This window comes from Microbacterium sp. P5_B6 (genome assembly GCF_056400345.1).
In genome coordinates this window covers 112,079-126,232 of record NZ_JBFULL010000001.1, presented here as the reverse complement: position 1 = coordinate 126,232, position 14,154 = coordinate 112,079, and the positions used below count along the sequence as shown (strand labels likewise).

The window sequence follows — 14,154 nt, the reverse complement described above, 5'->3', positions numbered from 1 at the left end:
CCGCGGTTCTCGCGGGCCTCAGTGGGAGGAGCCGGCGAGCAGCAGGATCACCCCGAGGATGATCATGAGCCCGCCGCCGATGGCGGACAGCGTCGCGATTCGGCGAGGGGAGCGGCCGAACCAGTCGCGGGCGGCTGCTGCGACGAGTGCCCACACCCCGTCGGAGACAAGGGCGATCGCGAAGAACACGAGTCCCAGTTCGATCATCTGCAGCGGCACCGACCCCGCCTCGAGATCGACGAACTGGGGGAGCACGGCCACGAAGAACGCGATGGTCTTCGGGTTGGTGATGCCGACCGCGAACCCCTCGCCCAGCTGCCGCCACGCCGACCGTGGCGGGCTTCCGTCGGTCGCCGCCGTGGCGGCCCTGTCTCGGTGGCGGATCGCCTGGATGCCGAGATAGACGAGGTAGACCGAGCCGGCGATCTTGACGATCGTGAACAGCACGACCGACTGCGCGACGATCCCGCCGACGCCGAGGGCCACGGCGAGGATCACCGGGAGGAGGCCCAGCGCATTGCCGAGCACGCTCAGCAGGCCCCCGGTGCGTCCGAGGGCGAGTGCTCGTCCGATCGTGAAGAGGACGCTCGGCCCCGGGATCACGATGAGCACGAGAGCCGCCAGCGTGAAGGCGAGCAGGTTCTCGAGGGGGACCACGGTGAAACGATAGTGGGCTGCCGGGCTCACCCTCGGTCTTGGGTGCTCGCGGGCGCGCGGAGCACCGTGACCGCGTCCTCCGACCGCCACCAGAACCCGATGCGCTCACCCGGCGTGAAGCCCGGCGGCCGCTCGTCGGCGTCGATGGCGCGGTAGGGGAGCGTCACGACGAGCGCGCTGAAGGGACGGAGCGCCGCGGGGATGCACCGCGCCCTCGCCACCCCGCCATGGAGGGCGAGCAGGCACTGCTGCTTCTCAGGCTGGTCGTCGGTGCCCCCGATCCAGATCTGCCAGCCGTAGTACTCGCCGAGGGGGACGGTCCATTCGATCTCGTCGGTCGTCGGGAAGAGCCACAGCACTTCCTCGGCGGAGGTGGTGGTGTTGATCCACGGCCCGAAGGGGATCTCCAGCAGCACCCGCGCGTCGGCATCCCGCGTGATGCTGTAGGCCGAGCCGGCCGGTTCTATCGTGACGTCGCCTCCGGCCGGCGCTGAGGGGGTGACAGGAGTGGCGACGACGACCGCCGTCGCGACCACCGCCGCCGCGGCAGCGGCCGCCCAGCCGTCGCGGCGTCGCGCGCGCGGTCGGCGAGGGGCGGAAGCATCCGGCGGGAAGGTGGCAGTCTCGCCCCGCCCGGCATCCGGCGGAAAGGTGGCAGTCTCGCCCCGCCTGGCGTCCGGCGGGAAGGTGGGGGCCTCGCCCCGCTCGGCATCCATGGACCCGACGACAAGGGGCGACGGGCGCGAGTCGGTCCCCGCGCCGACCGGCGCATCCCAGGGGAGGCGTCCCCCGCTCTCGGCGGCGAACGCTGCCGCGTGCTCGACGAGGACGAGCTGCTCGAGATCGACCAGGCGCGCCGTCGCGACCGGATCGCCCTCGATGTCGGGGTGCAACCCGAAGGCGCGTCGCCTCAGTTCGGCGAGCTCAGCGTGAATCGCAGCATCCATGGCTCCGCCCCATCAGGACGACAGACGCTTGCGCAGGAAGACCTGCTCGATGCCGTCGTCGCCCGCCACGCGCTGGGTCTCGACGTAGCCTTCGCGCTCGTAGAGGCGGAGATTCGCCTCGCTGAGCGAACCTGTGAACAGCTCGGCCTCACCGGCGCCCGCGCGACGCCCGCGCTCCTCCACGGCCCCGAGCAGTCGCGAGCCGATGCCGTCGCCCTGACGGTCGGGCGCGATCGCGAGCCGCCCCACGAGCAGCAGCGACCCGTCGAGCCGAGCCCGCACGGCACCCACCATCCGGGCGCCCGCGAGCGCGACCAGGCCGAGGTTGTCGTGCAGCTCGTGGACGAGCTCGTCGAGCGTCTGGGTGAGGGGCGGCATGTCGGGCGTGCCGTAGATGATCGCCTCTTGGACGAAGGCGGCGCGCTGCAGGGTGAGGACCTCGCCCGCGTCCTCGGTCCGGATGTCGCGCACGGCGACCTCCTCAGTGCTCACCCTTCAAAAATACTCCCGAGGGGAGGGTTTGGGGCGGGGCTAGACAGCCAGGAGCGAGACGGCGATGAGCGCGCCGGCGACGCCAGCGAGGACCATCGACTGCCGGATGTTGCGGTACTTCCGCTGCGCCACCGCAGACAGGACGAGCAGCTGCTGGTAGGTCCGGGCGGGCGGCTGCAGGCCCCGTTCGGCGAGCGCGTCGGCGACGGCCTGCGGTGAGGCCATTCCGCGCACCTGGCCCCAGTAGGTGATCGCGCCGGTGGCCTGGCCCTTGCTGAGCCGGGGCCACACGGCGAGGGCGGCGGCGACCACCGAGGCCGCTGCGGCGACGCCCCCGAGAGTCCACAGCGTGACCCCGACCGGGCCGAGTTGAGCGGGCGACCAGCTTCCGCCGAGCATCCCGCTGAGGACGATGCTGAACGCGATGCCGAGGCTGCCGATGAGCAGCGACGCCTTCTGGTCGGCGCGGTCGATCTCGACCATCACCTCGCCGAGCATGGCGGCGGCGAGGGCATGGGTCTGCTCCGCGTCTGCGGGCTGCGCGGCACCCGGTCCGAGCGGGGGCGCGTCGTCGCCGGGCACCCCGGTGCCATCGGTGACGGTCATCCGCTCACCCCGAACGTCAGCGTGAACGAGGTGCCGTCCGCGAGCTCGACCCGGTAGGTGTACTTCTTCCCCGCCTCGAGCTCTGCCGTCGGGATGGTGCCGAGCCACACGTCCGCCGCCTTCGCGTAGACGAAGGGGAAGGCCAGGAAGTACGCCTCGTTGGCTCCGGATGCCGCGGCCGCCGCCGGAAGGTCCTGCGACGAGACGAGCACGACCCCTGTGACGTAGTCCTCGGCGCCGATCGCGTCTCCGTTGTCGTCCAGCGCCCGGAAGATGACGGGGACCGCCGAGCCGCGGGAGTAGACACTCGAGCCGTCGGCCTCGACGGGGCCGAGCGCCTGACGGTCGGGGAGTGCCACCCCGGGCAGGAGCGGTGCCGTGGTGCCGGCGGATCCGCCGTCGCTGCCGGTGCGGGGCGGCCGCGCGGAGGGAGCCGATGTGGTCGGCGGGCGAGGGGCCGGCTTCGGCGCGGGCGATCCGGTCTGCGTGGGGCTGGGCGCGGGCGACGGGGTGTGGCTGGGCGTCGGGGTCGGGCTGGGGTTAGGCGTGGGGGTGGGAGTCGGGCGGGGCGTCGGAGTCGGAGTGGGAGTCGGCGTGGGAGTGGGAGTGGGAGTCGGCGTGGGCGTCGGCGTGGGCGTGGGCGTGGGCGTCGGAGTCGGAGTCGGAGTCGGCGTCGGGGTGGGCGTGGGCGTCGGAGTCGGCGTGGGGGTCGGTGTCTCCTTCGCGACGACGGTGTAGTGGGCCTGCCCCACCGCGGTGTTGCCCACGGCGTCTGTCGCCCTGCACTCGACGGACGCTTCCCCCTCGGCGGTGGTGTCGGGCGGGTCGCACGACTCGGCGACGACGCCGGACCCGGCATCCGTCGCATGTGACGCAGCAGTCGCCGTCGCGCCCACCTCGACCTGCTGCGGAGTGACCACCGGTGCGAGCACCGGTGGCGTCCCGTCGACGCGCACGAGGATCTGCGCGGTGGCGGACCGGTCGAGGGCGTCGCGCATCGTGCCGGCGATGAGCAGGCCGACGGCGGGCGTGTCGGCCGAGACGACGCGGGGTTCGGGGCAGGTCGTCACGGCCGCGCCGGACGCGCACGAGAAGGTGACGGTCACGGGCGTCCTGCTCCACGCACCCTCCCCATATGAGCCGCTCGCGTTCGTCGCGGTGATCGTCAGCACCGGCACGCCGGGGACGGGGGCGTCGACTGAGTAGTACGCGATGGCCGCGGCGGTGTTGCCGGCGACGTCGGTCGCGCGGCAGGTGACGGATGCCGCGCCCGCCGTCCCCGTCTCCGGGACGTCGCAGGATTCCGAGGCGACGCCCGAGCCGGCATCCGTCGCATGCGGCGTCGCCGTCGCGGTGCCGCCGACCTCGACCGTCTGGGGAGCCACGACGGGCGAGAGCTCGGGAGCGGTGGCATCCACGCGCACGAGCACGGAGGTCGTCGCGACGCGGCCGAGGAGGTCGGTGATCGAGCCGGTCACGACCGTGCCGGCGGCGCCGGTGTCGGCCGCCACCGTCTGCGATGCGGGGCACGAGCTGAAGAGCGGCGCCCCCGCCGTGCAGTCGAATGCCACAGTGACGGGCGAGGTGCTCCACGCGCCCGCCGTGTATGCGCCGTGGCTCGTTGTCGGGGTCGCGGTGATCGTCGGGGCGGACGGGAGGACCACCTCGCGACCCACGACCACCTCGTCGGACGCCGCGTGACCGGGAGTCGTGCCGTCGCTCGGGACGACGGTCACGCGGATGATGTCACCCGGCTGCGCCATGCCCGCCAGATCGAGCGTCGAGGCGGACTGCCCTGTGATCGCGATGCCGTTGCGCATCCACGAGTAGGCGGCAGTGACCGCCTGTCCCTCCGGATCGGTCGCGGTGGCGTGAGCGGTCAGGATGCTCGAGGGCTGCACGGGGTCGGTGTCGGATGTGAGGGTCACGTCCGCGACGGGCCCCTCATCGAGGGCCGGAGTGTCGACGGGGAAGGATGCCGTGGAGCAGGCTTCGCCACGGCAGACCCTGAGCGTCAGGGTGGAGGCGCCCGGGCTCACGATCGGCTGGTCGATCAGGGCGCGCATGGAGTTGTCCCGGCCGGTCTGGATGGTGGCCGGCGCCGATGAGATGAGGCTGCCTGCGGCGTCCGTCACCGTCGTCGACCCAACCAGCCGCTCGCCGGGGAGACCGTCCGTGATCTCGACCGCACGCTGAATGCGCTCGCCGAGCGGGATCATGACGGCGGGACCGGGATCGCCGAGCGTGGGGGCCACGGCTCCCGCGACGTCGAGGTGTCCCTGCGACGAGTCGACCGTGACGTTCCCGCCCGAGTCGATGACCTGCGCCATCCAGCGGAACGAGCCGGCGGGGGGCGCCACCTTCCAGTAGCGCTCGGCAACCGTGCCGTCCGGGTTCTTGACGACCACTTCGGCGGCATCCCTGCGTTCCCATTGATCGCTGCCCTCGGGCTGGATCAGCAGGATGACCGCGGCGATGGGTCCACCGCTGTCGGTCGCACGGATCTCGATGTCGCTCGAGCCCGCGCCGGGGAGCGTGACCGAGTCGATGACGGGCGGAGTCGTATCGGTCGAGGTGTCGGGGCCGTAGACGACCTCGGCCGTGAAGGTCGTGAACAGCTCGGTCGTACCCTGGCCCGCCTGGGTCATCTGGACGCGGGCAGGCGTGACGACGAGGAGGTCGACCGGGCCTGCGGGCGTCTGCTGATGCGTGATCGTCGCAAAGCTCGATGGGAAGGCCGACCCCGCCGCCGTCTCGGAGGCCTCGGACACTCCGATCGTGGGTGCGGACAGGGCAGGAGTGCCCGTCTGCGACTGGGTCGTGAGCGCGGTGAGGATGGCGCCGCGCGGCACGAGCCCGGGCTGGGGCTCGAGCCTTCTCACGATGCTCGGGAGGATGCCCTGTGCCGTCGGCACCGCCAGCGCGCTGCCGTCCACCGTGTAGTACTGGCCGCCGTCGGGCGTGGTCTGCTCGTCGAATCGGGGTTCGAACGACAGCCCGGCGGTCGTGATCCCCGCGCTCGTCGCAGGGGTCAGATCGGGGGCCTCGGGAAGCGGCATCTGCGTCTTCGACGGCTCGGCCAGCGAATACATCGGTAGGCCGTAGTACACGGCCTCCATCAGGGCCTTCTCGTCGTAGCCCGAATAGAGGCCGAGGCCGCCGAGGTAGGACTGCTTCGCATACGTCAGCGCCGCCCCGGACGAGACCTGCCTGCCGTCGACAGTGACTCCCAGCCACTGCGAGTAGAGGCCGAGCAGCCGCTCGCCCAGCGCTGTCGTGACGTTGTTGGCCAGACCGTAGCCTGTGTTCCCGATATAGCCGCCGGCCTGCGAGAAGACGTCCACCCAGTCGGTCACGGGACCGTAATACGCAGTGGGGAGGTTGTTTCCTGCGTGGCAGCCGATGCCGAAGATCAGTGAGCCGGCCAGCGACGAGGCATCCTCATGATCGCTCGCGATGAAGAGGTCCTGCGCCGAGAACCTGCCCGACTCGGCGCCGGGAACGCCCGGGAGCATCTCGGTCTCGTTCGCGTGGGTGTTGACCGAGACCACCTTGGGCGTGTCGGCCCCCTGTGAGAAGAGCCTGCTCTCGAGGTCGGTCGCCGTCCACGGCGTCGTGAGCTGCTGGTTCACCGCGGACCGCCAGGCGAGCGCCTCGGTGACCTGCTGCGGCAGCTCGCTCCACGCGCCGTAGCCGCCGGTGAGGGTGGAATCGGCCGTCAGCACGCCGTCCACGGCGAGGAAGCGGTCGATCGTCGAGATGATCTGGTCGGGGGTCTCGACGAGGCGGCCGAGCGCAGCCGTCGGCATATACAGGTGACCGCCGAGCGTCTCGTACGAGGTCGCGAGCCCGTAGGGGTCGTCGGTGAGGATGTGGGACGTGCGGGCGGCCGCCGACAGCGGGGTCTCGCACGGGTCGACGATGACGGATGTCGGGCAGGGCTCGGTGTCGGAGACCTTCGGCAGCCGGAGGTCGTCGGCGTGACTGACTTCGGTGAACTGCGATGTGTTCTCCGCCACGGGCGCCAGCGGGATGATGTCGTCTCCACCCACGATGACGACCGAGGCGATGTGCGACCGCTCGCCGCCGAGCTCGTCCGCCACGAAGTCGTTGATCGCCGACGACAGCCGCTCGCGGGCTGTCATCGAGCACGGGTTCCCGTCGAGCGCCGCCCGAGCTGCCCGCACAGCGGGGCTCGTGTCGATCGCCAGCACCGCCCCGTCGACGCGGTCCGTGCCGACATGGCCGTCGCCCGTCAGCGACACGAGCGATTCGCGGACGCGAGCTGCCTCGGCCGCGCCGTACGCGTCGCCGTACCGCTGCTCGTCGAAGAGGAAGATCGTGTTGGTCACCGCGCTCACGGGATCGCTCACGCCCAGGGTGCCGGGGTCATCCGTCTGGGGAGGAGTCCACGGCGTGCACTGCACCTCGGGCGCCTCGTCGATGTACTGGACGCGCAGCGAGTAGAGCGACGAACTGGGCTGGCGGTTGCCGCTCGTCACGCGCACGAGCATCGGAGAGCCGGCCGTCGCGTCCGCGGGCACCGCTTCGACCTGCGCGACGCCGTCGCCGCCCACGGACGTCTGATCGACGAGGGCCTGGTCCTCGATCGGCACTCCCGCGTCCTGACCGGACTGCGCCTGCTGGCCGGCGGGACCGTTCTGCTCCACGACCGGCGTGCCCGGTGCCGCGCCGGCGTCGGTGATGCCGAGGGGACCGTTCGCGCTCTGGGGGGAGTAGAGCGAGAGCGAGAGCTGGCCGTCGGACGCGTTCGTCGACACGACGAGCCGCTTGCCCGGCGGGGGCGGATTCACCAGGTAGTAGTCCTCGTCCTGCGCTGGTCCGTGGACGTGGTTGCCGTCGTCGTCCAGCGCTCGCCATTGCGGCGAGATCCACTCGTAGTAGACCTCGGCGTCGCTGAGCGGGAACGGATTGCTCTCCCAGACGCCATCGACGAGGTTGTGGGTGGGGTTGTCGAAGGAGCTCAGCGACGCGCCTCCCGACAGCTCATCGGATGCGGAAACCGACCCGCTCGACAGCTCTCCCGTGGCGCGGGTGTCTCCGGGCTGCGTGGTGGCCGTGTAGTAGCTCCGGATGGTGATGACCGTGCCGCCGGGAGTCTCCGGGAGGGGGACGCGCGTCTGCTCGGCGGTGACCTGGCGCGCCGGCGACGTCGCGAGCAGCGCCGAGTCCGGCCCCGATCCGGTCACGTAGGTCAGGTATGGGGACGTGCCCACCGGGGTGGAGAGAGCTGCTGTCGGGGCGGCGAACCGCGTCTGCTCGCCCGGCCCCGGGTCGAAGGCGTACTGGAACTGGGCGACCTGCTGGCAGCGCACGCTGCCTTCGCAGCCGCTCAGGTCCGTCGAGGCCTCCATGAGGTTGGGGTCGATCGATGCGGCGGAGATCTGCTCCCAGGGATAGCTCTCGCGATTGATCATCGACATCAGCAGGATGCCTACCGTCACGGAAGGCGGTGCACCCGCGGCGAGGTCGGCCACCGTCGCCGATGAAAGGAGCTGCAGACTCGAGATCGGCCCTGTGACGTCGGCCTTTCCGAACATCGCGATCCGTGCGGACGTGTCGAAGCTCGAGGCGTCCGTGCCGCCGAGCGGCGTGCCGGCCAGGAAGAGCGAACTCAGAGCGAGGTGGCTCATGGAGGTGAGTGACACGGGCAGGGACCGCAGCGGGACGGCGTCGACGCCCGAGCGCGCGATGTCGAGACCTGCGGCATCCAGATCCGAGAGAAGCCACGCCGGATCGACCTGGAATCCGAGTCCCTGGGCGTCGACGAGAGCCTGCCAGCGCTCGACGGGCGTCCCGTCGCCTGCAAGCGGAATCTGGCCGAGGGGGGCGTTGCCGAGGACGTACGAAGCGAGGGTCAGCGCGCTCAGCGCGCTGCTGTCGACGTCGACGTCTCGGAGGGTGAGGCTCTGAATGCGGCCGGCCGCTGCCCGCTCGGCCTCCGTCGCGGTCGACCCGCTTGCGAGGGTCTGCTCGGCCCATTTGAGGACCTCGGCCAGGCCGACGCTCTGGAGCAGCTCCCCTTCGAAGGGCGTGTCGGCCAGCACCTGCGGCCACCCGCCCGGGAACTCGAGCTGGTAGATGGGCAGCTGGTAGATGGGCAGCTGGTAGATCGGGAGCTGATAGATCGGCGAGTCCGAGATGAGCAGCTGGTAGATGGGCAGCTGGTAGATCGGGAGCTGGTAGATGGGCAGCTGGTAGATGGGGAGCTGATAGATCGGCGCGTTCGCGATGGTGGAGCTGTAGCCGCGTAGCGAGGTGAGCGGGATCCCGACGATCTCGATGGACGACATGTAGCCGGGGGTCACGAGCTGCCCCTGCGTGCTCGAGACCGAAAGACCCTCGTGGCGATGGGTGTCGATCGCGAACACGGTCGACCCTGCAGGCGCGGGTGCGCTGAAGGCGACCGTGCGGGCGGATGCCGACACCGATGCCCCGGATCCCTGGGCGACATCGGACCAGGCCGGGATCAGCCCGAAGCAGTCCACCGTCGGCCGGGAGTCCCACCAGCCGATCTCCTGGGTGCGGACGACCGGCGCGTCCAGCTCGGTCGCGGGGGTGCCGAAGTCGTATTCGGGAACGGTCGTCGTCCAGGTGACGCGGCTGCCGTCCGCCGAGATCTCCGGGTCGGCGATGTAGCCCACCCTGCGGTCGGTGAGGATCGTCCCGGCGGCTGCGTAGTAGAAGTTCTCGTCGAGGGTTCCCGCGATGATGGCGGGCATGCCGTCGCACTCGTCCTCGTCCACGAAGGCGAAGGTGTCGCCGGTGGCGTCGATCGTCGGCTCGTGGGCGTTGCGGCCGACGAGATTCGCGAAGGTGCCGACGCTCGTCGTGGCGGCCCGATAGACGAAGTCTCCTGTCGTGCCCGCGACCGGCGGGATCGCATCGGTGTGCGCCGTGAAGACGACGGCCGAGCCGTCGCCGCTGATCCGTGCCTGCTCCGTGCCGCCCGGCATCGCCGAGGCGCCGAGGAACCGCGTGATCCCGATGTCTCCGATGATCCCGTCGTCGTTCACGTCGAGATCGGCGAGGAACGCGTCCGGGGCGGCGTTCGTGTCGCCCGCTGAAAGGTCCGTCGCCTCGGACGTGAAGACCAGCTGGGTTCCGCTGTCGCTGATGTCGGGCTCGTACGACGAGCCGTTCGGCTCGCCGGCGCCCTGAACCCGGAAGGTTCTGCCGAGGAGGGTGTCGCGGACGTAGATGCTCGTGCGACCAGAGGTTCCGCCGGCGGCGACGAGATTCGTCGCGGCGCTCATGAAGGCGACATAGCGACCATCGGCGCTCGCGACGGGCTGCGAACTGGCCCCGTTCGCCGCGGCGGCCGCGAGGGCGTCGTCCGGGACGCTCACGAGCGTCGGCACCCCCGAGAACGGGTCTTCCGAGCCCTGCGCCGCGACCGAGACGAACACGTCCGAGACGCCGTTCGGGTCGTCCGGCACCAGATCCGCCGCGGACGACGTGAAGAAGACGCGCTGGCCGTCGGGTGTGAGGTACGGCTGGGTCGACGAGCCCCCGTCGGTCTGCGAGACGCGGAACAGCTCGGCGCCCGCCGGCAGCGGGCCGGCGGCGGAGGCGGCCGGCGCGAGCGGCGGTGAGACGGCCGCCAGCCCCGAGACGAGGAGGGCGCCGATCGCCGCGATGGCGCCGAGGCGCATCGGGGCGCGGGGTGTGCGAGCGGGTCTCATCGGGCAGGCTCCGCTTCGGGGACGAGGGGTGAGCGGTCCAGGATCGCGGACACGTCCGCGACGCCGAGGCCTGCCAGCAGACGCTCGGCCTCCGCGCGCACGGTCGGGTCGGGCTGCAGCACGTGAAGCTGCGCGAGTGAGAGCGCACGCTCGAGCGGCGTCGCCGAGGGATGCTCGACGGCGGCGAGTGCGAGGACGAGGGCCTCGGGCTCGCGGCCCTCCACAGCGGCCAGCCGAGCCCGCTGGCGCGTGTGGCGCGGCCCGCCATCGAGGGCCGAGAGCTGGGCGGCGAGGTCCGCCGCCGCTGTCTGGTCGCCCGCGTCGATCGTCGCCTCGAGCAGCCGCACGCGCGCGTCGAGCGCGGCATCCGTCTCCTCCAGCGAGGCGAAGCCGTGGGCGGCAGCGCGGAAGTCCGCCCGCGCGGCCTCGGAGTCGCCCTCCTGCTGCGCGATGCGCCCCCGGAAGCCGGTGACGAACGCGATGAGGTAGGGATTGTCGGATGCCTCGAAGACCCGCAGCGCCTCGGCCACGAGCGGCCGCGCCTCGGCGATGCGGCCCTGGTCGATGAGGACCTCGGCGGCATTCGCCGATTCGATCGCCGCTCCCACCGGGTTGCCTGCGGCTTCGTGGGCGGCGCGCGCCTGGTCGTAGAGCGCTGCGGCGGTCGTCCAGTCGCCGCGGAAGTACGAGCGGACTCCGAGGACGTTGAGCACCTTCGATTTGGACAGCTCGTCGCCTGCCTGGTCGTAGAGCTCGAGCGCGCGCGGCAGGTTCGTCATCGCGGCGTCGCCTTCGAGCTCACCGGCCGCGATGTCGTGGTAGCGGAGGGCGTCGGCGAGCGCGCGCTTGACGGTGTCGTCATCGGCCAGTCCTTCCAGGAGCGAGATCGCCTCGCTCGCGAGCCGTCGCGCGTCGGCCCACCGCGCCTGGCGGAGGCGCAGGCCGGACTCGGTCACCGCGACCGCCCCGAGCACCCGCTGCCCGTCGGGACCGGACCCGGTCAGGGCGCGGCGCGTCGAGCGCAGGGCGCGCACCGCCTCGTCGTGCCGGCCGAGGATGTTGAGGGCGAAGGCCCGCTCGCGGTCCACCCGCGCCCGTGCCACGGTGTCGGTGATCAGCTTGCGGGCGCTCGAGAAGGCCTCGAGCCCCTCCTTCGCCCAGCCGCCGGCGACCGACACCCGTCCGAGCGCCTCGAGCAGCGCGGCGAGATCCTCGGTGTCGCTCGAGCGGCGGGCCGCCTCCACGGCGAGCCGATAGCTGCGCACCGCCTCCTCCAGCGCGAAGGCGCTGTGAGCGGCTTCGGCCGCGGCGACGGCCGCCCGCCGCGCGGCCTCCCAATCGCCCGCCGCCCGGTAGTGCGTCGCGAGCATGACGGCTCGTCCCGACCCCCCGAGGGCAGGGTCGGCCTCGAGGGTGGCGGCGGCCAGGCGGTGCAGCTCGCGACGGGCCTGGAACGTCAGCTGGTCATAGGCGACGTCGCGGAACAGCTCGCTGCGGAAGGTGACGCCATCGGGTCCGAGCTCCAGGAACGACCCGAGCCCGCCCACGATGAGCGGCATTCCGACGCACTTCACATAGAGGCCCAGCGGAATCCGGATGCCGAGCACCGACGCGCGGCGGAGGGTCGTGCGCTCGCTCTCGCTCAGTGCGTCGATGCGCTCCCCGATGAGCTGCTCGATGCCGAGCGCGTCGTCGCCCGTGGCGTGGCCGGTCGCGAGCTCGATCGCGTACAGCGGATTGCCTTCGGCGCGCGCGACGAGCGGGCGGGCGTCCGCCGGCAGGAGCCGGCGGCCCGTCACCGCCTCGACGATGTCGCGGATGTGCTCGTCGTCCAGCCCGGGCAGGCGCAGCTCCTCGCCGAGAGGACCGAGGCCACCCGGCTCGGGCCGCCGCACGATGATGACCGCGTGGCGGGTGTCGCGCTCGATGAGCTCGGTGAGCACCGCCGCGGACGCCGGATCGACCCACTGGGCGTCGTCGAGGACGAGGCATCCCGGACCCGTCGTCAGTTCCAGAAGGAAGTCCGAGACGATCTCGGCGGTGCGCTCCGCGCGGAAGCTGTCGTCGAGGGCATCCGTCTCGGGCGTCGGCTCGGCTTCGGCGCCGACCGCGGGGGCGAGCAGGGGGAGCCACGGGGTGAAGCGCGGGAAATGGTCGGCGACGACCTGGGCCAGACGCTCCCCGGCCTCGGGCCCGCGCGAGGAGGGCGGAATCCGCAGCAGGGGCCGCAGGAGAGTCTGGATGGCTCGATACGGGATGCCGGCCCCATACCGATCGCCGTACGCACGCAGCAAGGGGAGCGGCGTCTCGTCCAGCACGTGCTCGAGCAGGCGGGTCTTCCCCACGCCGGCGGGGGCGACGATCGTGAGGACGCCGCCGACTTCGGCCGCGGCATCCGTCACCAGCTGCCGCAGGCGCTCCTTCTCGTCGTGCCGTCCGACGAACGGGGTCAGCTGCTCCGACAGGGTGGTCGCGCCGCCGTGCCCGGTGACGACGGCCACCGGGACCTGCTGCGTCTTGCCCTTGACCGAGATGGTGCCGCCGTCTTCGGCCTCGAACGGCCGGGCCGTGCGCTCGAGGGCCGCGCGTGAGACGAGGACCGTGCCCGGGTCGGCGCGCGAGGCCAGGCGCGCTGCGAGATTGGTCGGGTCGCCCATGACCGTGTACGTCTGCCGGTAGGTGGCGCCGACGAAGCCGGCGAAGACGCGGCCCGAGGTGACTCCGGCGCGCAGGGCGTAATCCGTCGCGCCGTGGACGATGCGCAGCGCCGCGCTGATCAGGCGTCCCTCCGGGTCTTCGCCCGTGGTGGGGGCGCCGGCGGTGAGGAAGTACCGGTAGCCGCCGATCGCGGGGTCGACGTCGAGCAGGGTCGCACCCACTGCGGCAGCCGCCTCCTCGACGAGCGTCGTGAGGCGGTCGATGCGCTGGAGGTCCTCGTCGGTGGGAGCGTCGGGCACGTCCGACACCTGGATGAACGCGATCGCGGCCCAGCGGTGGTCGGGCTCGGCGCCGAGCAGATCGGGCCGCTCAGCGAAGGCGCGAGGCAGGAAGCGCTCAGCCGCCTGGGTGCGTCCGAGGCTCAGCGCCATCAGCGAGTCGGTCGCGACGGACCCGGCCTTCAGGAGCCGCCGGGCTCCCGGCACCAACTGTTCTTTCTTGATCGCGGGGAATTCCCCGCGAGGACTCGCTTCGCTCGTCAGCGGCTTCGCCGCGCCCCCATCCTCTTTCGAGACCTGCGCGGTGGGCAGAAGTGCCGCGGTCTCTTCGCTGACGAGGATCCGGCCCGGTTCGGCCGCCGACTGCAGGGCGATGACCCGCGACGTGTCGCCTCCCGTCAGGACGACCGAGGTGCTGGCGCCGCCCGTCAGGAAGAACTCGAACACCCCCGAGTGGACGCCGACCGACATGCGGAGCCTCGCGCGCGCCGCCGGCAGGTGGATGTCGCCGATCGCCGTCAGCACCCGGTTCATGTTCCACGCGGCATGAGCGGCGTGGCGGGCGTGGACGGGGCCTGTGAAGAGCACGAAGAGCGCATCTCCGGCGAACTTCACGACGTCGCCGCCGTCGTCCGTGGAGGGAAGGAGCACGGTGAAGATGCGCGACAGCGTCGCGATGAGCTGCTCCGTGCCTTCTCGCCCCGCGGCCGCCAGCTGCTCGGAGAGGGTGGTGAACCCCGAGATGTCGACGACCACAGCGGTGCCCTCGACGCGGAGCCGGGGGTCCGCGTCGTCGGCCAGACCGTGGAG

Annotated in this window: 6 protein-coding genes; all 6 read right to left on the bottom strand. The window is 71.8% G+C overall.

Features of this window, described 5'->3' with window-relative positions; translation table 11 throughout:
- Positions 1-18: 18 nt before the first annotated feature.
- The 6 genes from AC1DP3_RS00520 to AC1DP3_RS00495 are packed head-to-tail and all read right to left on the bottom strand — an operon-like array spanning position 19 to position 14,100.
- On the bottom strand, positions 19-657 hold the full coding sequence (locus tag AC1DP3_RS00520) for a LysE family translocator (protein ID WP_477290196.1): 639 nt from the start codon (positions 655-657) through the stop codon (positions 19-21).
- Between the two features lie 26 nt (positions 658-683).
- On the bottom strand, positions 684-1,604 hold the full coding sequence (locus AC1DP3_RS00515; protein ID WP_477290194.1) for a hypothetical protein: 921 nt from the start codon (positions 1,602-1,604) through the stop codon (positions 684-686).
- A 12-nt stretch (positions 1,605-1,616) separates the two neighbouring features.
- Positions 1,617-2,096, bottom strand: coding sequence for a GNAT family N-acetyltransferase (locus AC1DP3_RS00510; protein ID WP_477290192.1), 480 nt, complete (start codon positions 2,094-2,096; stop codon positions 1,617-1,619).
- 39 nt (positions 2,097-2,135) lie between these two features.
- Positions 2,136-2,702, bottom strand: coding sequence for a Pycsar system effector family protein (locus tag AC1DP3_RS00505; RefSeq protein WP_477290190.1), 567 nt, complete (start codon positions 2,700-2,702; stop codon positions 2,136-2,138).
- Positions 2,699-10,408, bottom strand: a complete 7,710-nt coding sequence (locus tag AC1DP3_RS00500; RefSeq protein WP_477290188.1) for a hypothetical protein — start codon at positions 10,406-10,408, stop codon at positions 2,699-2,701. Before AC1DP3_RS00500 ends, AC1DP3_RS00505 begins: the two co-directional genes overlap by 4 nt.
- Positions 10,405-14,100 (bottom strand): adenylate/guanylate cyclase domain-containing protein, encoded by a 3,696-nt coding sequence (locus AC1DP3_RS00495; RefSeq protein WP_477290186.1) that lies wholly within the window; start codon positions 14,098-14,100, stop codon positions 10,405-10,407. The genes AC1DP3_RS00500 and AC1DP3_RS00495 overlap by 4 nt, the downstream gene beginning before the upstream one ends.
- Positions 14,101-14,154: the final 54 nt, after the last annotated feature.